This is a genomic window from Thioclava sp. JM3 (genome assembly GCF_002213185.1).
GTDB classification, from domain to species: domain Bacteria; phylum Pseudomonadota; class Alphaproteobacteria; order Rhodobacterales; family Rhodobacteraceae; genus Thioclava; species Thioclava nitratireducens.
In genome coordinates, this window is sequence record NZ_NBOB01000004.1 from 370,374 (window position 1) to 391,251 (window position 20,878).

The window sequence follows — 20,878 nt, forward strand, 5'->3', positions numbered from 1 at the left end:
GCCGCGTTCCGGAAAGGCTGTCACGGCGCGGTGAGTTGCAGCGACGCGCCCGGGGCCGAGCCGCCCCGGGGGTGCCTCGACACCTTATTCGCCGCGCGGGAAGCGCTTGTTTTCTTCCAGAACGTTGAGGTTCATGTGATTGCGCATATAGGCCTCGGAGGCTTTTTTCAGCGGTTGATAGTCCCACGGGTACTGGCCGCCCTGACTGAGCGCCTCGTAGACGACCCAGCGGCGGGCCTGACTTGCCCGGACCTCTGCGTCGAAGCGATCCAGATCCCAGCGCTGAGCCGCCTCGGCTTTCAGCGCGGCATAAGCCTCGGCATGGGCAGGGTCGCCCGCGAGGTTGGTCAACTCATGCGGATCGGCCTCGACATCGAAAAGCTGATCGGGATCGAGATTGCACAGATTCAGCTTGTAGCGTCCCTTGCGCAGGCTCACGAGCGGCGCGTAGGACGCTTCGGCCGCGTATTCCATCGCCACCGCCTCTTTCCGGGGTTCGCGGCGGGCTTGCGGCAGCAGGGTCTGCCCGTCGATCCAGGGCGCGATCTCGTCCATCGAGATGCCAGCCAGATCGCAGAGCGTCGGCGTGACGTCGATCGTCGAGACCGGATCGGAGATAAGCCCGGGCTCCAGGCCCGGCGCGGAGATCATCAGCGGCACGCGGGCCGAGCCCTCGTAGAAGCTCATCTTGAACCACAGCCCCCGCGCGCCCAGCATATCGCCGTGATCGGAGACGAAGAGGATCGTGGCCTCCTGGCGCGTGTCTTCGAGCACCTGCAGCAGCTCGCCGATCTTGTCGTCGAGATAGGACAGGTTCGCGAAATAGGCGCGGCGCGACCGGCGGATATCCTCGGTCGTGATGTCGAACTCGCGCCAGTCATTCGCGTCGAAGATCCGCTTCGAATGGTTGTCCTGCTCCTCGTAGGGGATCGTGCCGACCTCGGGTTCGAGATGCGCGCAATCCTCGTAGAGGTCCCAGTATTTCCTCCGCGCGACGTAAGGGTCGTGCGGATGGGTGAAGCTGACGGTCAGCATCCACGGCCGCGCGTCGTTACCCCGCGCTAGATCGTAGAGCTTCATCTTCGCCTCATGGGCGACGTTGTCGTCATATTCCATCTGGTTGGAAATCTCGGCCACCCCTGCCCCGGTGACCGAGCCCATGTTGTGATACCACCAGTCGATCCGCTCGCCGGGCTTGCGGTAATCCGGCGTCCAGCCGAAATCGGCAGGGTAGATATCCGTGGTCAGTCGCTCCTCGAAGCCGTGCAGCTGATCGGGGCCCACGAAATGCATCTTGCCCGAGAGGCAGGTCTGGTAGCCCGCGCGGCGCAGGTGGTGGGCATAGGTGGGAATGTCCGAGCGGAACTCGGCCGCGTTGTCATAGACGCCGTTGCGCGAGGGAAGCTGGCCCGACATGAAGGCCGCGCGTCCAGGCGCGCAGAGCGGCGAGCCGGTATAGGCGTTCTCGAACCGCACCGAACGTTCCGCCAGCTTGCGCAGGTTGGGCGTGTGCAGCCATTCCGCCGGACCATCGGGAAATAGCGTCCCGTTGAGCTGATCGACCATCAGGATCAGGATGTTCGGGCGCGGCCTGCTGTCGTCCTTGGGGGAGGTTTCGAGGTCAGACATTGCGGCGCGCTCCTTTTATTGATCCACGGGTCAACAACCCTGTAGCGATCCAGAGCGGGCAAACGCAAGGGCGCGCCAGGCGGCCGCGATGATCCGGGCTTCGTGGCGCTTCAAGCTGGGGCGCGCGGCGAGGTAGCTTTCGGTTCCACAGCTCAATTCCGGGAACAGCGCGAGCAGTTCGTCCCGCTGTGCGCGGTCCATATCCTGCATCGTCGCCTGCCCCGGTTGAAAACTTTCTGTCCAGAGTCCGTCGGAGAAGACGATCTCGTGATTGTCGAACATCACGTGGATATAGGTAACCGCCTCGGCCTCTTCGTCGATCTCGATCCCCGGCAGCCCGACGAGATGGCGCGCCGCGGCCAGCACCTCCGGCTCGCCTGCGATCAGCTGCGCGCGCGGCCCGGTCAGCAGGATGCGGTGCTGCGGCGAGACGCGCATCTCGCGCTCGGGCTGGTTCGCGCCCAGCGCGCCCGGTGCGATCTTGATGGAGCGGAATTCCGGCTTGGCCAGCAGTTCCGCAGTGCTGAGTGCGCGGATGCCGATCCAGCGGATGGGCTGGAAGCCGCTGTCGCGAGTCAGGATGCGATCACCGACCTGCAGGCTTTCGACCGGGCGGGGACCGCTATGTGTCGCGATCAGCGTGCCCGGGGTGAAGCAGGGGATGACCTTTTCGATATTCGAGAAACTGACCGTGCCGACGACCGCGCCATTGCCGTCGAAGAAATCGATCGTGCCGTTCTCCGGGTTCGTCGCATCGCGATGCACGGCGACATTGTTCCAACCCCAGTCGCTGAGGTCGATGATGTCGAAATCATCGCCCGTCTCCGAGCCGTCGATCGTGTCGCCGGGAATGAGATCGATGAACCTGTCGGCATCCGCGCCGCCGACGAGGGTGTCGTCGCCACCGCCCGAGAGCGTATCGTTGCCCGCTCCGCCGTGGAGTTGGTCGCTGCCGACGCCGCCTTGCAAGACGTCGTTCCCGTCGCCACCGGACAGCGTGTCATTGCCGGTGCCGCCGGCGAGGCTGTCATCGCCTGCGTCGCCATCGAGCGAGTCATTGCCCGACCCGCCCAGCATGGTGTCGTTACCGGTGCCACCGTAGAGGATGTCATCCGCGCCCGCGCCGTCGATATAATCGTCCCCGCCGTTGCCATAGAAGACGTTGGTGTAGCCATCCGTCGGGTCCGAGGAGGCGCCGTCGAAGCCGATCAGCGTATCGTTTCCCGCCGAGCCGTAGATCCCGTCGACGCCGCTGAGCGTGTCGCCCGTCGCATCGCCCCCCGTAGCGGTCCCGGCGCCGAGGTTGATGTTCACAGCGCTCGCGGAGTCGGAATAGTCGACATAGTCCATGCCGGTTCCGCCAGACAGGACGTCGCCGCCCGCGCCGCCATGCAGCGTGTCATTCCCGGTACCGCCCTCGAGCGTATCGGCCCCCGCCCCGCCCTCGAGCGAGTCGCTGCCAGCGCCGCCGATCAGTCGGTCGTTACCCGTCCCGCCAATCAGCGTATCGTTCCCGATACCACCGTCGAGCCAGTCGTTATTCGCGCCGCCATCGAGGGAATCGTTGCCGTCGTTCCCGGTGAGCGTGTCGTTTCCGCTACCGCCGAGGAGCGTGTCATTGCCGGCGCCCCCGATCAGCGAGTCGTTGCCCGACCCGCCGTCGATCAAATCGTCGCCCGTGCCGCCATCGACCGTGTCGTTGCCGAGGCCGGCCAGCACGGTATCGTTGCCGCCATAGGCACGAATGTAGTCGTCATTGCCGCTGCTGCCCGCGAGGCCCGCATCGTTATTGTCCACGCGGTCCGAGCCATTCGCGATCGGCTCGACATAGTTCACGTCGATCCGATCCGCCCCAGAGGTGCCGTCGACATAGCCGTCGTCGAAACCGGTGACGTAGCGATCCTGCGCGAGGTTCGCGCCGTCGTCGCTGATCACGCGCCCTATAGCCATGGACTGGATCGGCTTGGCCTCGTAGGCCGCCGTGGTCGCATCGTTGGACATCTCGGGTGCGAGGAACAGGTGGCCCGAGTTGGTCTGAACGAGGACCGACTGGACTCTCGCGGTCGTGCCGTCCGTATAGGTGAGGGTCGTTTCGTAGATGACTAGACTGTCGAAGGTGAAATTCGAAACGCCGTTACCGATATCCGTGCGGATCGTATCGTTCGAGGTTGCGTTTCGGGTATCGAGAGCGCCGGACGCCCCGCCGTTATCTATTAGCGTCGCTTCGGTGATATTGCTGAAAAGAGGATCGGTCGAATCCCCAATCGTCATCCCTTCAAGGACACGCGAGTTTTCGACCTTCCAGTTCGACTCGTCGGGATCGAGGTCAAAGGGCGTCCCATTCTGATCAACAACCTGCCCGAGATATATCCAGTTGAACGTCGTGGCCATGTCGCCGCTGCTTTACCTTGTTTTCCGTCAACCGGGCCCAAGCGGGACCGGTCTCCAACCCTCGAAGACTGTGCAAAAACTATCGGGGCCTATGACGTGGCTGCTCGATTTTTATAGTTACTGGTACGCTGACACGGCCCTCATTTGGCGCGGGTTCGTGAACGCCTCGGGGCGCAAATTGGGCGAAACAAGGGCTTTCCGCGCAGGCCGACACGTATAGGGAGAGTCACGGCCACTGGCCGTGAAGGCGCGGAAACTTCGGGAGAAAACTGGTAGGCCCGGCAGGACTTGAACCCGCAACCAAGGCGTTATGAGCGCCCTGCTCTAACCAATTGAGCTACAGGCCCACCATTGCATCTTCCTCTAGTGAGACGACGCGCGGGCGTCAAGAAAGCGCGAACACCCCGCCCCTTCGACGTTGCGGGGGGCGTGCGGTTACGCTAGGGCTTCGGCCAAGAGTTTACTTGCCGGAGTGCGCCGCGATGACCGAGAAAACACAGGGCCTGACCTACGCCGATGCGGGCGTCGATATCGACGCGGGCAATGCGTTGGTGGACCGGATCAAACCCGCGGCCAAGCGCACGCAGCGCTCGGGCACGATGTCGGGTCTGGGCGGCTTCGGGGCGCTCTTCGACCTGAAGGCGGCGGGCTACAACGATCCGATCCTCGTCGGCGCGACCGATGGCGTGGGCACCAAGCTGCGCATCGCGATCGACACCGGAAATGTCGACACGATCGGCATCGACCTCGTGGCGATGTGCGTCAACGATCTGGTCTGCCAAGGCGCCGAGCCTTTGTTCTTCCTGGATTATTTCGCGACCGGCAAGCTCGAGATCGATCAGGCTGCGCGCATCATCGAAGGCATCGCGGAAGGCTGCGCACAATCGGGTTGCGCGCTGATCGGCGGTGAGACGGCGGAAATGCCGGGCATGTATTCCAAGGGCGATTTCGACCTCGCGGGCTTCGCGGTCGGCGCGATGGAACGCGGCTCGGATCTGCCCGTAGGCGTGGCCGAGGGTGACGTGCTTCTGGGCCTCGGCTCGAACGGCGTGCATTCCAACGGCTATTCCTTCGTACGCAAGGTGGTCGAGATATCCGGCCTTGGCTGGGACGCTGACTGCCCCTTCGGTAAGGGCTCGCTTGGCGAGGCACTGCTGGCGCCAACCCGCCTCTACGTCAAACAATGCCTGGCCGCGGTGCGCGCAGGTGGCGTTCATGCGCTCGCCCATATCACCGGCGGCGGTCTGACCGAGAACCTGCCCCGCGTTCTGCCCGAGGGCATGGGCGCCACGATCGACCTCAATGCCTGGGAACTGCCCGGCGTGTTCCGCTGGCTCGCCGAGACCGCTTCGATGGAAGAGCGTGAGCTGCTCAAGACCTTCAATTGCGGCATCGGCATGATCGTCGTCGTCGCAGCTGACAAGGCCGACGAGATCGCCACCCTGCTGGCAAGTGAAGGCGAAACCGTCACCCGCATCGGCACCGTCACCTCCGAACAGGGCATCGCCTACGAGGGCGCACTGCTGTGATCCGTGTCGCGATCCTGATCTCGGGCGGCGGCTCGAACATGGTCCGTCTGGTCGAGAGCATGGCAGAGGACCACCCTGCCCGCCCGGTGCTGGTCGCGTCGAACGACGCGAAAGCCGGGGGGCTGGAGAAGGCCGCGCGGATGGGCGTGCCGACCGCCGCCATCGACCACCGCCCCTATGGCAAGGACCGCGCCGGTTTCGAGGCCGAGCTGCTGAAGCCGATCCTCGCCGCGAAACCCGATGTGCTTTGCCTTGCGGGCTTCATGCGGGTGCTGACGCCGGAATTCGTGGCGCGGTTCGAGGGCCGGATGCTGAACATCCACCCCTCGCTTTTGCCGAAATATCCCGGCCTGCATACCCACAAGCGCGCGATCGAGGCAGGCGATGCGGTGGCGGGCTGTACGGTGCACGAGGTGACGCCGGTGCTCGACGAGGGGCCGATCCTCGGCCAGGCGCGCGTTCCGATCGAGGCAGGCGACACCCCCGACGACCTCGCGGCCCGCGTGCTGGTGCAGGAACATCGCCTCTACCCGGCCGTGCTGCGTCGCTTCGCCGAGGGCGACCGCACCCCAGTCTATCTCTGAACGCGTCCCAAGCGTTTCCCGGTAAGCACGCTCACGCCGAAATGCGCCGCACCCGCTTGCGAGCAGCCGCCGCTTCGCGCATGACAAGCACATGGAATCGACCCCGGATACGGCCCCGCGCGGGCGCATGATCGCCCCAGACCTGATCCGGGCCATAGCACTGATCGGGATGGCGATCTTCCACCTGACATACGATCTCGAGAATTTCGGCTTTGTGCCGCGCGGCACGGTCTTCCATCCGGCCTTTCTCGATTTCGCGCGTGTCGTTGCCAGTACGTTCATCTTCATGGCCGGCGTCAGCCTCGTCCTCGCCCATCGCCACGGTTTCCGTGCGGCCCCGTTCTGGCGGCGGCTGGGAAAGGTGGTGGTTGCGGCGGCGCTGGTGAGCGCGGCGACCTACGTGATGATGCCGGAATATTTCATCTATTACGGCATCCTGCATTCCATCGCGGTCAGCTCGCTCATCGGCGCGACGCTGCTGTTCCTACCGTGGATCCTGCTCGCGGCGCTTGGCGTGATCGCGGTCTGGGTGCATCTGAACTACGCCTTCGAGTTGTTCAACCAGCCGTGGCTCTGGTGGCTGGGTCTCTCGACCCACTGGCGCCCGTCGATGGATTTCGAGCCGGTCTTCCCGTGGATCGGGCCGTTCCTTGTCGGGATGGGGGCTGCGAAACTGCTCGACCGTCTGGGCTATTGGAAACGGGCCGCGCGCTACCGGCCCGAGGAGACCCGCGGGGTGATGAAAGTCGCGCTGTTCGCGGGGCGCCACACCCTGCCGATCTATCTGATCCACCAGCCCATCCTCTACGGGCTGACCTGGGCCGCGTTCCTTCTGCAGCACTGAAACTTGCGCTTCTGCCACGCTATCAGGGCCGCGACGCGCCCGACCCTTCCCTTTTGTCCTATGAAGGTCTAGGGAATTTGCACCTGCGCGGGATGAGCCCGCACCGAATTGAAAGCGCGATATGCAGACCATCACCACGACCGAGGCCCTCGCGGCCTTCTGCGAAAAGGCCAAGCAAGAGCCCTACGTCACCGTCGACACCGAATTTTTGCGCGAGCGGACCTACTGGTCCAAGCTTTGCCTCGTGCAGATGGCGCTCCCCGATCATGGCGAGACCGAAGGCGAGGCCGTTCTGGTCGATCCGCTGTCCGACGACCTCTCGCTCGAACCGCTCTACGATCTTTTCCGCCACAAGGAGACCGTGAAGGTCTTCCACGCAGCCCGGCAGGATCTGGAGATTTTCTACACCGACGCGCAGGTCTTTCCCGATCCGCTGTTCGACACGCAAATCGCCGCGATGGTCTGCGGCTTTGGCGAGCAGGTGGGTTACGAGACGCTGGTGCGCAAGATCGCCAAGCAGTCGCTCGACAAATCCTCGCGCTTCACCGACTGGTCGCGCCGTCCGCTGACCGAGGCACAGAAGAAATACGCGATCGCCGATGTCACCCATCTGCGCGTGATCTACGAATTCCTCGACGAACAGCTGAAGAAGACGGGACGCGATGCCTGGGTCGAAGAGGAAGAGGCGGTTCTGCTGAACCCCGAGACCTATATCAACCGCCCCGCAGAGGCGTGGAAGCGCGTGAAGACGCGGACCAATTCGGGCCGTTTCCTCGCCATCGTGCGCGAGCTGGCACAGTTCCGTGAAGGTTACGCCCAGAACCGCAACATCCCGCGGAGCCGTATCTTCAAGGATGACGCGCTGCTGGAGCTGGCCTCGACCAAGCCGACCTCGATCGACGAGTTGGGCAAGTCGCGGTTGTTGCTGCGCGAGGCCCGCAAGGGCGAGATCGCCGAGGGCATCCTTACGGCGGTGCGCGAAGGGCTGGAGATGCCCAACGAGAAGCTGCCCCGCCCCGACAATCAGACCCAACAACTGCAAGTCGACACCGCGCTTGGCGATCTTCTGCGGGTGCTGCTGAAGGCGAAATCGCAGCAGGCGGGCGTCGCCGCGAAGCTGATCGCGACCTCGTCCGATCTCGACCGCATCGCCGCTGGCAAGCGCGACGTGGCCGCCCTGCAGGGCTGGCGCGCCGAGGTCTTCGGGCATGACGCGCTGCGTCTGGCCAAAGGCGAAGTGGCCCTGACCGCCGATAGCGGCGCGGTAAAGCTGGTCGACGTTTAAGGGGCACCGGAGGCGCTGCACCTGAACGCCGGGTGGGCGCCCACTTCTTTGGTAGTCTTCGAAAGTTTCGGAAGCATTCAATGCGCGCGTTGAAGCCACCAAAGCGCCCGCCCGAGGGGCGGTCGGGCGCTGCCCGGGCCGCTGAAGCGGCTGATCCGGACAAGGCGACAAGAGAAAGGCCCGGGTTCTCCCGAGCCTCATCTAAATCAACTGAAGTGACGATCAGCGTGCCACGGACCGCGCGTTGGACACACCCTGCACCACGATCTTCCGCACGCCCTGCAGCTTGTAATTGTTGAGAAACGCTGCCGCCGAGACCTCGCGCGATTGCGGGTTCATCACGCGGCGCGCATCGGGGCTGTCGGCGGGCGGCGGCGAGACCATGAAGACATAGGTCACCGTGCCGTTCTCATCCGGTGCGCCGCTGTTCAGCGGAACCAGATCGGTGTCCCAGTAGCCTTGCGTCGGCGGCAGCCCCATCGCGGTGATGATCGCACCCGAAGGGATCTTCTCGACCGAGAGCGAGGAGACCTGCGCGACCTGCTGCTGGTTCGGCTTGCCGACCTTCACGGGGTAGCCGCCCCGCGGGGCGAGTGTCTGCACCGGCGCGGCCGTGTCGCGCCCGAACCAGTTGAACGGGTTGAGCTTGCTGTCACGGATGGTGCCGCAGCCTGCGGTGGTGAGCGTCAGGGCAAGTGCCGCGATCAGGGCTTTTCTCATAATGGCTCCGATACTGTCCCGGGTCTGGACCCGATTTCGTGGTAGCCCATTGCGGCGCTTTTGAAAAGCCGCGTCTGGACCCTCGGGCGCGAACCCGTTACCCAAGAGACAATTCCCTGTCCCAAGGAGCGAGTGACCATGGCGCGCGAAGCCTTTGAAGAGATTGCCGAGACCTTCGAATTTCTCGACGACTGGGAGGACCGCTACCGTCACGTGATCGAGCTGGGCCGCGAATTGCCGCCCCTCGACGATGCGGTGAAGGTGCCTGCGACCAAGGTGGAGGGCTGTGCGAGCCAGGTCTGGCTGCTGCCCCGGATCGAGGGGACCGGCCCGAATGCCGTGTTCGACTTTCAGGGCGAGAGCGATGCGATGATCGTGCAGGGCCTCATCGCGATCCTGCATGCGCTCTATTCGGGGCTGACCGCCGAAGAGGTGCTGGAGGTCGACGCTCCCGCCGAGCTGGGCCGTCTGGGCCTCAACGACCACCTATCGGCACAGCGCTCGAACGGGTTGCGCGCAATGGTGGAGCGTATCCGCAAGCTGGCCGGTGAGGCTGCGGGGTCGTAAGGCCTTCGGTTTTCTATTTAGCGACAGAGGGACGCGCCCGAGCCTCGGGGGGGCGCGTTGCTACGCATGCGGTTGGGCGGTTTATCTCGCAAGCCCGAACGACCTCCATGCCGGCGCCGACATCGAAAATGCGCCCTCCCTGGGGGAGGGTCGGGCGCGGCCCGGGGCTGCCAGCCCCGGGCCAATCACCCCAAACGAAAACGGCCGGTCCTGCGACCGGCCGTTTCCCATTTCCCTGCCCCGCAGATCAGTCGATCAGCGGCAGCAGCTGGTTCACCGAGTCCTTGGCGTCGCCATAGAACATCCGGGTGTTCTCCTTGTAGAACAGCGGGTTCTCGATGCCCGAATAACCGGTGCCCTGACCGCGCTTCGAGACGAAGACCTGCTTGGCCCTCCAGACTTCCAGAACCGGCATGCCAGCGATCGGCGAGTTCGGATCTTCCTGTGCGGCGGGGTTCACGATGTCGTTCGAGCCGATGACGATCACCACGTCGGTATCGGGGAAGTCCTCGTTGATCTCGTCCATTTCCAGAACGATGTCGTAAGGCACTTTCGCCTCGGCCAGCAGCACGTTCATGTGCCCCGGCAGACGGCCCGCGACCGGGTGGATCGCGAAGCGGACTTCCTTGCCCTGGCTGCGCAGCTTGCGGGTCAGTTCCGACACCGCCTGCTGGGCCTGCGCCACCGCCATGCCGTAGCCCGGCACGATGATCACGCTGTCCGCGTCGCGCAGAGCGGAGGCCACGCCGTCGGCGTCGATCGCGATCTGCTCACCCTCGACTTCCATCGCGGGACCGGAGGTACCGCCGAAGCCGCCGAGGATAACGCTGATGAACGAGCGGTTCATCGCCTTGCACATGATGTAGGACAGGATCGCACCCGAGGAGCCGACCAGCGCGCCGACCACGATCAGAAGATCGTTGCCCAGCGAGAAGCCGATCGCCGCCGCAGCCCAGCCCGAATAGGAGTTCAGCATCGACACGACGACCGGCATATCGGCGCCGCCTATGCCCATGATCAGGTGGTAGCCGATGAAGAACGCCAGCAGGGTCATCAGGATCAGCGCCCAGGCCCCTGCCCCGTTGATGAACGCGATCAGCAGGATCACCGAAAGGATCGCGGCGGTCGCATTGAGGATATGCCCGCCCGGCAGCTTGGTGGCCTTCGAGGTCACCTTGCCCGCGAGCTTGCCGAACGCGACCACAGACCCGGTGAAGGTCACGGCCCCGATGAACACGCCGAGGAACAGTTCGACGCGCAGGATCGACAGTTCGACCGGCGTCTTGTGCGCGATCAGAGCGGCGAAGCCCTTCAGCGCGTGCTGCTCTTCCACGCCCATCGCTCCGACGCGCGCCATCTCGATATAGGCGTTGTAGCCCACGAAGACGGCGGCAAGACCGACCAGCGAGTGCATCGCGGCAACCAGCTGCGGCATTTCCGTCATCTGCACCCGGTTCGCCACGAACCAGCCGATGATGCCACCAGCCGCGATCAGGATGACCGAGAGAAGCCAGAGCCCCGAGCCGGGGCCGATCAGCGTCGCCAGAACCGCAAGGCCCATGCCGACGATGCCATACCACACCGCCCGTTTCGCGCTTTCCTGCCCCGAGAGGCCGCCAAGCGAGAGGATGAAGAGAACTGCCGCGACGACATAGGCGGCGGTCGAGAATCCGTTTTCCATTACGCTCTCCCCCTCTTACGACTTCTGGAACATGGCGAGCATGCGCCGGGTGACCATGAAGCCACCGAAGATGTTGATCCCGGCCATGAACACCGACAGCGCTGCGAGCACGATCACGAGCCACGAGCCCGAACCGATCTGCAACAGTGCGCCGAGGATGATGATCGACGAGATCGCGTTGGTCACAGCCATCAGCGGCGTGTGCAGCGAGTGCGAGACGTTCCAGATCACCTGGAAGCCCACGAAACAGCTGAGCACGAAGACGATGAAGTGCTGCATGAAGCTGGCCGGTGCGACGAGGCCCACGCCCAGAAGCACGATCGCGCCCACGGCGAGCAGCGTCACCTGATTGCGGGTCTGCTTCTTGAACGCAGCGACCTCATTGGCGCGCTTTTCCTCCGGCGTCAGCTCCTTGGCCTTTTCCTTCGGCTTCTGCGCCGCAATCGCGGCCACCTTGGGTTTCGGCGGCGGGAAGGTGATCTCGCCCTGATAGGCCACGGTCGCGCCGCGGATCACGTCGTCTTCCATGTCATGGACGACGACACCGTCCTTCTCGGGCGTCAGATCCGTCATCATGTGACGGATATTGGTCGCGTAGAGCGTCGAGCTCTGCGTCGCCATGCGGCTCGGGAAATCGGTGTAGCCGACGATGGTCACGCCATTGTCGCTCACGATCTTCTGGTCCGGCACGGTCAGTTCGCAGTTGCCGCCACGCTCGGCGGCGAGGTCGACGATCACTGAGCCCGGCTTCATCGCCTCGACCATGTCCTTGGTCCAAAGCACGGGCGCATCGCGGCCCGGGATCAGCGCGGTGGTGATGACGATGTCGATATCGGGCGCCAGTTCGCGGAATTTCGCGAGCTGCGCTTCGCGGAATTCCGGACTGGAAGGCTTGGCGTAGCCGCCCGTCTCCGCGCCGTCGGTCTGGCTTTCCTCGAAATCGAGATAGACGAATTCCGCGCCCATCGACTCGATCTGCTCGGCCACTTCGGGACGCACGTCGAACGCATAGGTGATCGCACCCAGCGAGGTCGAAGCCCCGATCGCGGCAAGACCGGCCACACCGGCACCAACAACGAGCACTTTCGCCGGCGGAACCTTACCTGCCGCCGTCACCTGACCGGTGAAGAAGCGGCCGAAATTGTTGCCTGCCTCGAGCACCGCACGGTAGCCTGCGATATTGGCCATGGAGGACAGCGCATCCATCTTCTGCGCGCGCGAAATCCGCGGGACCATGTCCATCGCGATCACGTTCGCACCGGTCTTCTCGGCGGCTTTCAGAAGCTCTTCGTTCTGGGCCGGGTAGAAGAACGAGATCAGGGTCTGGCCGGGCTTGAGGCGCTTGACCTCCGTATCGCTCGGCGGCCGAACCTTGATGACGAAATCCACGTCCTTGAACAGCGCGGCGGCGGTTTTGACGACGGTCACATTCGCGGCCTCGTAAGCCTCGTCTGTGAAGCCGGCACGGACGCCTGCTCCGGTCTCGATGAAGCACTCATGGCCCAGCTTTTGCAGCTGCAAAGCCGAGTCGGGCGTCATGGCGACCCGCGCCTCGCCCTCGAAAATCTCCTTTGGAGCTCCGATTTTCACTCTAACTCCCCCTTGGATAGCGGTGCGTTTAGCCGCTGGCCTGCGCACCCGGAATCTTGCGACGTACTCCTTAGCATCGCGCAATAATGTTTCACAAGCAGCTATGGCTCGTAAAACCTTCTTAATCGCTCACAGCGCCACTCACCGGCTCGTGTATACCATTGAATACCGAAGTTCAGGGTAATTTATTTAGCTAGATCAGTGTGTTATGGCGCGCCTTTTCAGCTGCCGCGCGATTGCGGCAACATCAGATTTTTTTGCGCCCGCAGCACTTTGCCGCGGCCCGATCAGAGCCAGCGGCGGGTCCGGGCACGATAGGCGGTGTAGGTTTCGCCGAAATGCGCCGCGATCCTTGCTTCTTCGCCAAGAATGTAGCGCCGTGTGATGAACCACATGAAAACTGGCACCAGCAGAAGCCCCAAAGGCGCGTGCCAGATCAGCGCAAGCCCGGCCAGCACCAGCGCATCGCCCAGATAGATCGGGTTGCGCGACAGCGCGAAGACGCCGGAGGTCACAAGCTCGGACGGGTCACGGCGCGGAATGAAGGTGGTGCGGCGGAGCAGCATCTGACCCACCGCGACCAGCATCAATGCGAGCCCGAGCGCGATCGCGATCAGCCCGAGCGCGCGGTCATATCGAAAAGGCATCGGCACGACCTGCCCCAGCGCCCAGACCAGCGCCGCGAACAGCACGAGCCAGAGCGGCGGGATATCGATCTCGCGCAGAGGGTTCATCGCGAACAGCTCAGAGCTTGTACACGGTGAGTTCGGGCAGATCGGTCAGCGGCACCTCGAGCAGACGCAGCGCAGGCAGCGACACTTCCGAGCCAGAGCCTGCCGCCTTGCCCGACGGGATCAGCGTGACCTTCGCCGACTTCCCGGTCTTCGGATCCTCGACCCGGCCGGGGGTCTCGCTTTTCACCAGCCCGGTCTTTACCCAGAAGCCCGGATCGGCGGGATCGCCGAGGCTCGCGATGGTTGTGCCGAGCTTGGTCTCGCCGCCCACGGGTTTCTTCGCAGCTTCGGCACGCTGTTCCGCCGTGGTGGTGTCGAGGGAATCGGCGGTCTTCGCACTGGGCTTCGGGATCGGGGCCGCGTCCCGCGCGGTCGCGGGGCCGCGCGCTGTCGCAGAATTCGGGGCGGCTGCGTTGGGACCGTTGAGCCCCAGCGTGGCGCAGCCCGCAATCGGCATCATCAATACGAGCGCGAGGATCGGGCGAGCGAGGGGTTTGCGCATTCGAAATCTCCTTGAAATCTAACCGAGCCTATGCCCAGTCCGCGCCCGGTGTCACCCCCTCGCACAATCGCCTGCCCGGCGACCGATCCGCTTCGATCCGCGCGACGGCCCTTGCCGCCCCCCGTCACGCGCCTTACCTTCCGCAGCATGGAAAACACGCCCCTCATCGACCCCTTCGCCCGCCCGATCGACTATTTGCGGGTCTCGGTCACCGATCGCTGCGATTTTCGCTGCACCTATTGCATGGCCGAACACATGCAGTTCCTGCCGAAAAAGGAACTGCTGACCCTCGAGGAACTGGACCGGCTCTGCTCTACCTTCATCCGCCTCGGCGTGAAGAAGCTGCGCATCACCGGGGGCGAGCCGCTGGTACGGCGTGACATCATGACCTTCTTCCGCTCGATCGCGCGCCATCTCGACACCGGCGACCTGCGCGAGCTTACGCTGACCACCAATGGCTCGCAGCTTGCGAAATTCGCCGATGATCTCGCAGCTTTGGGGATGAAGCGGATCAACGTCTCGCTCGACACGCTGGATGCCGACAAATTCGCGAAGATCACCCGCTGGGGGCGGCTCGAACAGGTTCTGAAGGGGCTGGAGGCCGCTAAACGCGCGGGCCTCAAGGTCAAGATCAACACCGTCGCGCTGAAGGGCTTCAACGAGGACGAGCTGTTCACCCTGATCGACTGGTGCGCGGCGGAAGGCTTCGACCTGACCTTCATCGAAGTGATGCCGATGGGCGAGATGGGTGACGACCTGCGGCTTGATCAATACTGGCCGCTGTCAGATGTGCGCAAGGCGATGGCCGAACGCTTCACCCTGACCGATCTGGCGGAATCGACCGGCGGGCCTGCGCGCTACGTCCGGCTGGAAGAAAGCGGCCAGAAGATCGGCTTCATCACGCCGCTGACGCATAACTTCTGTGAGAACTGCAACCGTGTGCGGGTGACCTGCACGGGCGAGCTGTTCATGTGCCTCGGCCAGGAGGACAACGCCGATCTGCGCGCACCCCTGCGGGCCAGCGAGGACGACGCGGCGCTGGAAGCGGCGATCCGCGAGGCAATCTCGCGCAAGCCCAAGGGCCATGATTTCGACTATTCGCGCCAGACCGTCTCGGGCCAGATGTCGCGCCACATGAGCCATACCGGCGGTTGACAGTTACCGGCCTGCGTTCGTCGCACACGCAGCGCAGGTCTCGGGCAACTCACGGGAATTTGGTGTCGGGAGCCAACTCCGGCGTGACTCAAATCAATGCGCGACGACACTCCTTCTGGCAGGCTCCCTACAAAGAAAGGGAGCCAAACCAATGTATTCCAACATTCTCGTGCCCGTCGCCTTCGACGAAGATCATAACCCCGACGCCGCGCTCAATGTCGCGCGAGCGCTGGCTGGCGACGGGGCGCGCGTCACCCTGCTGCACGTGATGGAAGACGTCCCCGCCTATGCGATCAATTACATGCCGGAGGGCTATGCCGAGGAACTGCGCAAGACGCTGGAACGCGACCTCGCCACGCGCGCAGCGGAGTTCGAGAATGGTGACTGGGCGATCGTCGAGGGCCAGCCTGGCCATGAAATCCTGAGCTACGCCGAGCATATCGGGGCGGATTGCATCGTGATCGCGTCGCACCGTCCGGGCTTTGGCGACTACCTGATCGGCTCGACCGCCTCGCGCGTCGTGCGCCATGCAAAATGCGCGGTTATGGTCATGCGCTGACGCTCACTCGGCAGGCAGCCGCGCCTCGATCATGCCGACGAACCAGCTTGCGCCAGCCGGAAGGATCGCGTCGTTGAAGTCGTATTCCGCGTGATGAAGGGGCGCGCTGGGGCCGTTGCCGATGAAGCCGTAGGCCCCGGGGCGCACCTCGAGCATATAGGCGAAATCCTCCGCCCCCATCATCGGATCGACGTTGCGGTCGCAGGCGCCTGCCACGGCCTCGGCCACCTGTGCTGCGACCTCGGCTGCCGCCGGGTCGTTGCGCGTGACCGGATAGCCGCGCCGGTAGTCGACCTCTGCCGTCGCCTCATGGGTCGCAGCCACGCCCTGCGCGATCTCGCGCAGGCGACGCTCGGCCAGATCGCGGGTCTCGGCGCTCATCGTGCGCACCGTCCCGCCGAGGCTCACCGAATTGCCGATCACGTTGAGCGCCTTCGAGTCGGTCTCCAGCGTCGTGACCGAGAGTACGATCTCCTCCAGCGGATCGGTCGCGCGCGACACGATGCTTTGCAACGCGAGGATCAGATGCGCGGAGATCGGCACCGGATCGATCACCTCCTGCGGTTTCGCCGCATGGCCGCCCTTGCCGGTCACCACGATGTCGAAGAAATCCGCCGCCGCCATCATCGCATCTGGCCGGATGCCGAAGCTGCCCGGCTCCATCCCCGGCATGTTGTGCAGCGCATAGACCTCTTCGATGCCGAAGCGCTCCATCAGGCCGTCTTCGATCATCGCCTTGGCCCCGGCCCCGCCCTCCTCGGCGGGCTGGAAGATCACCACCGCACGCCCTGCGAAATTTCGTGTCTCGCAGAGGTATTTCGCCGCAGCGAGCAGAGTCGACGTGTGCCCGTCATGGCCGCAGGCATGCATCTTGCCCTCGACCTCGGAGGCATGTTTGGCGCCGGTTTTCTCGCGGATCGGCAGCGCATCCATATCCGCGCGCAGACCGACGCAGCGCAGCCCGCCCTGGCGCGCGCCCTGCCCTTCGATCACGCCGACGACGCCAGAGCGCCCAATCCCCTCGACCACCTCATCGCAGCCAAATTCCCGCAGTAGGTCGGCCACGCGGCCCGATGTCCGCGGCAGATCGTAAAGCAGTTCGGGATTGCGGTGAAAATCGTGCCGCCATGCGGTGGCTTCCGCGTGCATCTCGGCAAAACGGTTCTTGATCGGCATGCTCGCTCCTTGGTTGGCGCTACCCTGCCTCGCGGCGCGCACGGGTGCAAGCCGCGCTCAGCGGAAGGCCATCGGCAAGGAGAAGCTGTAGCTCGGTTTGCCCAAGCCTTGCGGCGCTGCGGGGAAGCGGCCCGCGCGCCGCACCGCCTCGAGCGCCGCCCGGTCGAGCGTCGCATTGCCCGAGCTTTGCGCAACCGAGGCGCCGATGAGCCGCCCGTCGCGCGCTATATTCAACGCCACGATAACGCGGCCTGCACCTGCCCCGCTGGGCGTTTGCTTGGCACGCTCGATCCGGGCGCGAATGTCTCCGCCCCACGATCCCATCAGCGAGCGGATCTGCCCAGCCGACAGCGTCGCCGCGGGGGCCGTGCGGCGGTCGCCTGCGGCCCCTCTGTCGCCCTGCCCCTTCGCCTGCTGCTTGGGCTGTGCCGGGGCGGGTTGCGAGCCCTGTTGCTTCGCGGGCGCTTTCGGCTGCGCTGGCTTCGGCGCAGGCGGCGTCGGTTTAGCCTTCGGTCGCGGAGTGTCTAGCGGCGCGGGATCGGCCTGTTCGGGCAACGCCGCATCTGGCGCAGACGGCGCGGTCATCGTAGGCGCGGCGACTTTTGGGGCGAGTTCGATTGGCTCGTTCGGAGCCTTCGGCGCATTGGGCGCAGTCGGAGCCTCAGGCTGCGTCGCCGCGACCTCCGTTTCGACCTCTGGCGGGCGCTCCCACTCCTCCACGCGCGCGGCCATGGACGGGGAAGACGGCGCGAGCGAGACGAGCGCGTCGCCCCCGTCGCCCGCCGATTGCGCCCCGCCCGCAGGCGCAGGCTCCCAGACCAACAGCACGCCCGCATGGACCGCGAGCGCCGCGCCGAGCGCACCTGCAAAGGCGAGCCTCCGCGCGGTCATTTGCCCCGCACCACGAGTTTGAGATCGGTGAAGCCAAGCTCCGCCAGCTGTGGCATCAGCCGCGCCAGCGCGTCGCCGGGAAGCTGCCCGTCCGCACGCAGGGTCAGGCCGTCGGCGCAGGCGCCGCACTCCGCTCGCGCGTTCTGCGCTGCCGCCCCCAGCTCGGCCAGCGCCGCATCGCCCCGCGCCTCTCCATAGGCGATCTCGCCTTCGGAGTTCGCAAAAAGGACCAGCGCGCCGGGATCGGTCTTTCCCTCACCCGCAGCCTCGGGCGGGGTCACTTCGAAGGGCGTCGGCTGCGCCAGCGTCGCCGCCAGCAGAAAGAAGATCAGCAGCAGGAAGACCACGTTGATCATCGGCAAAAGCGGCTCGGGCAGACTGCGCCGGGGCGGATCGGTGAAGAGCCTCATGGCACCAGCACCAGATTGCCGAGCCCCGCGCCGCGCAACGCCTCGATCACCTGCGTCAGCGCGCTCAGATCGCCTTCTTTCGGACGCAGCACGACCGGATCGGAGGGCTGATCCATCAGCGGCTGCAGCGCGCCTGCCAGTTCGGAGAGCGCGACCCTCTGCCCGTTCAGACTGACCGTGCCGCCTTCGCCCACATCCACCAGGCGCGGCGGCCCGGACCACTCAGCGCCCGCCGTGCCGCCGCCCAAGGTCAGGTCCAATATGCGCTCCACCCCGAAACGCGAGGCGAGCATGAAGAACACCAGAAGCAGGAAGACCACGTCGATCATCGGCGTCAGGGCCGGGCGACGGCGCGGGCGCGGCTGACCGAAAGCGAACATTGCGCGCCTCACTCGGCGGCGGCGCGTGGCCGCTCGGAGAGCGTGGCGGGCGCGCGGGCGAAAATGCGGGTCGCGGCGTCCTCCATATCGTGGCGCAGGCGGTCCACCACGGCGTCGAAGCCCGACAGCGCGATCTGCGCCGGGATCGCCACAGCCATGCCCGCCGCCGTCGTCAGAAGCGCCTCCCAGATGCCACCCGCCAGCGTCGCCGGATCGGCCTGAACGCCCGCCTCCTGCAGCGCGCGGAAGGCCGCGATCATGCCCGCGACCGTGCCCAGAAGCCCCAGAAGCGGGCCGATCACCACGGCCAGTTCCAGGGCCCGAAGCCCCGAGCGCGCCCGTGCCAGCAGATCGCGCGCGACGCGGCCCGTCTCGGCCTCGGCCCCGGCCCGATCGAGCTGCGGATCGCGCAGGCTCGCCATCGCCGCTCGGACCAGCTGCGCGCGCAACGATCGCCGCCCGGCCACAGCCGCCTGGGCCCCGTCGGGATCGCCTGCCGCCCAGGCCGCGATCGCCGCCTGGCTATGTGCCCCGCCCGACCACGCACCGGCGGCCAGCAAATCCCAGATTTTCCAGATAATCACCGCGAGCGAGATCACGGACAGACCCGCAATCGCCCACATCGCCGGACCTCCCAGCACGAGCGCATCGAACATGCGCCCCGGAAGCCCTCCGGAAATCTGAGCGGTGCCGTCCATCGCGCCCTCCAATTCGCGCCCGCGGGCGCGGTGAGGTGGTGCCGGCGGAGGGACTCGAACCGTTATCTTACCCTGCCGCACCTGTGTGTGTGTGTATATTTGGTGCCCCCACACGGACTCGAACCGCGGACCTACTGATTCATACCACTACGACTTTCGCCGCCACGCCGAAGCGCTTTGTGGTCTGGACTTTCTCTTCACCATGCCCCCGTGGGGGGCTTTAGGTGGGTGCCGTCAAGTCTCTACACGTTCGATCCAGAATGATCTGGAAAGCTTCGCTCGGGATTGCCAGCAGCCTGAAACTGCTAAGGTTTCCCCGAATTTGACACCAGTTCACCTCAACGTTTCCGATGAGGGCTGCAACTTACCTCAGCTTTTGAGCCTGAGGCTACGCTACAAGTCAGTTGCTCTACCAGCTGAGCTATAGGGGCACTAATCACTACACATTTTTGCACTTCTGTCTGCTTACACCACATGGGTTCAGTCGTAGCAGTCGCAAAGCACAAACTTCGAATTATTCGACGCGGTAAAGATGTATCTTTGCACGCCTTAACTATCAACGCCCGATCCATACGAATCTGACTGCTGATATCTACCCAGAGCTGCCAGACTTCGCAAGTCGGAGCACCTCGGCTGAAGTGGGGCAAATCTACCTAAAGTTGCATAGCTCGTGCGCCCAACCTTGGTTCATTTATGCCATCGTGGGACATTTCCATGGCGTTGTCGCAGCAAAGCCGCCTGAGGCGTGAGTGTCCCTTTCCCGTTCAGGTTCAGGCCACGCGGACGACCTCGGCGGTCCCGAGCGCGTTGAAGCGATTGATAAGGGCGACGCGGATGTGGATTTCGGCGGTCTGGCGGTCTGGGCCTCTCGCGGCGATGCACTCGCCGAAGGCCATCAGGCATCGCATCTTGGCCTCCACGCGGCTGCGGGCGTGGTATCCGGTCCACCGCTTCCAGAACGCCCGACCGTAGTGACGCGTGGCGCGGAGGGTTTCGTTGCGCGCCTTGGCAGCCGAGCAGTCCTCTTTCCAAGCCCGACCGTTCCTTCGGATGGGTATGATTGCCGTGCCGCCGCGTGCGATGACGGCGCCGTGGCAGCGGCGCGTGTCGTAGGCGCCATCGGCGGTTAAGGCGCCGATGTCCTCGTCCTCGGGGATCCGGCCCAACAGGTCCGGCAGGACGGGGCTGTCGCCTTCCCGGCTGGGGGTGAACTCGACGGCCCGGATATCCGAGGTGGCGGTGTCCATCGCCAGATGCACCTTGCGCCATTGACGGCGACCCTGAATGCCATGCTTGCGGGCCTGCCACTCGCCGTCGCCAAGAAACTTGATGCCGGTGCTGTCCACCAGCAGGTTCAGTGGCCCGCCGGCGCGGCGATAGGGAATCTGCACCTTGACGGTCTTCTGTCTGCGGCACAGCGTCGAGTAGTCCGGAACGGGCCAGTCGAGCCCTGCAAGGCGCAGGAGGCTCGCGACCATCCCGGCTGTCTGCCTGAGCGGCAACTTGAACAGAACCTTGATTGATAGGCAGAACGTAAGCGCTTTGCCGATCCC

Annotated in this window: 19 protein-coding genes, 1 tRNA gene and 1 pseudogene; 7 read left to right on the plus strand and 14 right to left on the minus strand. The window is 64.8% G+C overall.

Annotated elements, in window-relative coordinates; genetic code table 11:
- Positions 1-84: 84 nt before the first annotated feature.
- From betC to B6V73_RS09710, 3 genes are all read right to left on the minus strand, one after another.
- Positions 85-1,629 (minus strand): choline-sulfatase, encoded by a 1,545-nt coding sequence (gene betC, locus B6V73_RS09700; protein ID WP_088725119.1) that lies wholly within the window; start codon positions 1,627-1,629, stop codon positions 85-87.
- A 30-nt stretch (positions 1,630-1,659) separates the two neighbouring features.
- Positions 1,660-4,020, minus strand: coding sequence for a Hint domain-containing protein (locus B6V73_RS21330; RefSeq protein WP_206185575.1), 2,361 nt, complete (start codon positions 4,018-4,020; stop codon positions 1,660-1,662).
- A gap of 270 nt (positions 4,021-4,290) precedes the next feature.
- Positions 4,291-4,367: transfer RNA gene (locus B6V73_RS09710), tRNA-Ile, on the minus strand.
- A 135-nt stretch (positions 4,368-4,502) separates the two neighbouring features.
- Between B6V73_RS09710 and purM the strand changes: the two genes are divergently transcribed.
- The 4 genes from purM to rnd all read left to right on the plus strand — a co-directional run bounded on the left by purM (position 4,503) and on the right by rnd (position 8,262).
- Positions 4,503-5,549 carry a phosphoribosylformylglycinamidine cyclo-ligase gene (purM, locus tag B6V73_RS09715; RefSeq protein WP_088725120.1) on the plus strand — a complete coding sequence of 349 codons (1,047 nt, stop codon included), beginning with the start codon at positions 4,503-4,505 and terminating at the stop codon, positions 5,547-5,549.
- A complete protein-coding gene (gene purN, locus B6V73_RS09720) occupies positions 5,546-6,133 on the plus strand; it encodes a phosphoribosylglycinamide formyltransferase (RefSeq protein WP_088718945.1) in 588 nt (195 codons plus the stop codon). The genes purM and purN overlap by 4 nt, the downstream gene beginning before the upstream one ends.
- 91 nt (positions 6,134-6,224) lie before the next feature.
- Positions 6,225-6,977: a heparan-alpha-glucosaminide N-acetyltransferase gene (locus B6V73_RS09725; protein WP_088725121.1), complete on the plus strand. Its 753-nt coding sequence runs from the start codon at positions 6,225-6,227 to the stop codon at positions 6,975-6,977.
- 121 nt (positions 6,978-7,098) lie between these two features.
- Complete coding sequence (gene rnd, locus B6V73_RS09730) at positions 7,099-8,262, plus strand: ribonuclease D (RefSeq protein ID WP_088718947.1); 1,164 nt, start codon at positions 7,099-7,101, stop codon at positions 8,260-8,262.
- Positions 8,263-8,484: 222 nt separating this feature from the next.
- On the opposite strand, the gene B6V73_RS09735 is transcribed toward rnd, so the two are convergent.
- Positions 8,485-8,982 carry a hypothetical protein gene (locus tag B6V73_RS09735; RefSeq protein ID WP_088725122.1) on the minus strand — a complete coding sequence of 166 codons (498 nt, stop codon included), beginning with the start codon at positions 8,980-8,982 and terminating at the stop codon, positions 8,485-8,487.
- Between the two features lie 138 nt (positions 8,983-9,120).
- Here B6V73_RS09735 and B6V73_RS09740 point away from each other — a divergent pair, with 138 nt between their 5' ends.
- Positions 9,121-9,549: a SufE family protein gene (locus tag B6V73_RS09740; RefSeq protein ID WP_088725123.1), complete on the plus strand. Its 429-nt coding sequence runs from the start codon at positions 9,121-9,123 to the stop codon at positions 9,547-9,549.
- A 247-nt stretch (positions 9,550-9,796) separates the two neighbouring features.
- Here B6V73_RS09740 and B6V73_RS09745 read toward each other — a convergent pair whose 3' ends face one another.
- From B6V73_RS09745 to B6V73_RS09760, 4 genes are all read right to left on the minus strand, one after another.
- On the minus strand, positions 9,797-11,230 hold the full coding sequence (locus B6V73_RS09745) for an NAD(P)(+) transhydrogenase (Re/Si-specific) subunit beta (protein ID WP_088721831.1): 1,434 nt from the start codon (positions 11,228-11,230) through the stop codon (positions 9,797-9,799).
- Between the two features lie 15 nt (positions 11,231-11,245).
- Positions 11,246-12,820 carry a Re/Si-specific NAD(P)(+) transhydrogenase subunit alpha gene (locus B6V73_RS09750; RefSeq protein ID WP_075774401.1) on the minus strand — a complete coding sequence of 525 codons (1,575 nt, stop codon included), beginning with the start codon at positions 12,818-12,820 and terminating at the stop codon, positions 11,246-11,248.
- A 287-nt stretch (positions 12,821-13,107) separates the two neighbouring features.
- Complete coding sequence (locus B6V73_RS09755; RefSeq protein ID WP_240497028.1) at positions 13,108-13,554, minus strand: isoprenylcysteine carboxylmethyltransferase family protein; 447 nt, start codon at positions 13,552-13,554, stop codon at positions 13,108-13,110.
- A 10-nt stretch (positions 13,555-13,564) separates the two neighbouring features.
- A complete protein-coding gene (locus tag B6V73_RS09760; RefSeq protein ID WP_088725124.1) occupies positions 13,565-14,056 on the minus strand; it encodes a D-galactarate dehydratase in 492 nt (163 codons plus the stop codon).
- A gap of 147 nt (positions 14,057-14,203) precedes the next feature.
- Between B6V73_RS09760 and moaA the strand changes: the two genes are divergently transcribed.
- On the plus strand, positions 14,204-15,211 hold the full coding sequence (gene moaA, locus B6V73_RS09765) for a GTP 3',8-cyclase MoaA (RefSeq protein ID WP_088725125.1): 1,008 nt from the start codon (positions 14,204-14,206) through the stop codon (positions 15,209-15,211).
- Between the two features lie 151 nt (positions 15,212-15,362).
- Positions 15,363-15,770, plus strand: coding sequence for a universal stress protein (locus B6V73_RS09770; protein WP_088725126.1), 408 nt, complete (start codon positions 15,363-15,365; stop codon positions 15,768-15,770).
- Positions 15,771-15,773: 3 nt separating this feature from the next.
- Here B6V73_RS09770 and B6V73_RS09775 read toward each other — a convergent pair whose 3' ends face one another.
- The 6 genes and pseudogenes from B6V73_RS09775 to B6V73_RS09800 all read right to left on the minus strand — a co-directional run.
- Positions 15,774-16,946 (minus strand): M20 aminoacylase family protein, encoded by a 1,173-nt coding sequence (locus B6V73_RS09775; RefSeq protein WP_088725127.1) that lies wholly within the window; start codon positions 16,944-16,946, stop codon positions 15,774-15,776.
- A 57-nt stretch (positions 16,947-17,003) separates the two neighbouring features.
- Positions 17,004-17,837, minus strand: coding sequence for a TonB family protein (locus B6V73_RS09780; protein ID WP_088725128.1), 834 nt, complete (start codon positions 17,835-17,837; stop codon positions 17,004-17,006).
- Positions 17,834-18,247 carry a biopolymer transporter ExbD gene (locus B6V73_RS09785; RefSeq protein WP_088725129.1) on the minus strand — a complete coding sequence of 138 codons (414 nt, stop codon included), beginning with the start codon at positions 18,245-18,247 and terminating at the stop codon, positions 17,834-17,836. The genes B6V73_RS09780 and B6V73_RS09785 overlap by 4 nt, the downstream gene beginning before the upstream one ends.
- Positions 18,244-18,627, minus strand: coding sequence for a biopolymer transporter ExbD (locus B6V73_RS09790; protein ID WP_088725130.1), 384 nt, complete (start codon positions 18,625-18,627; stop codon positions 18,244-18,246). The genes B6V73_RS09785 and B6V73_RS09790 overlap by 4 nt, the downstream gene beginning before the upstream one ends.
- 8 nt (positions 18,628-18,635) lie before the next feature.
- Positions 18,636-19,325: a MotA/TolQ/ExbB proton channel family protein gene (locus B6V73_RS09795; protein WP_088725131.1), complete on the minus strand. Its 690-nt coding sequence runs from the start codon at positions 19,323-19,325 to the stop codon at positions 18,636-18,638.
- A gap of 770 nt (positions 19,326-20,095) precedes the next feature.
- Positions 20,096-20,866: pseudogene (locus B6V73_RS09800) on the minus strand (IS5 family transposase); the annotation flags it as partial.
- Positions 20,867-20,878 lie beyond the last annotated feature (12 nt).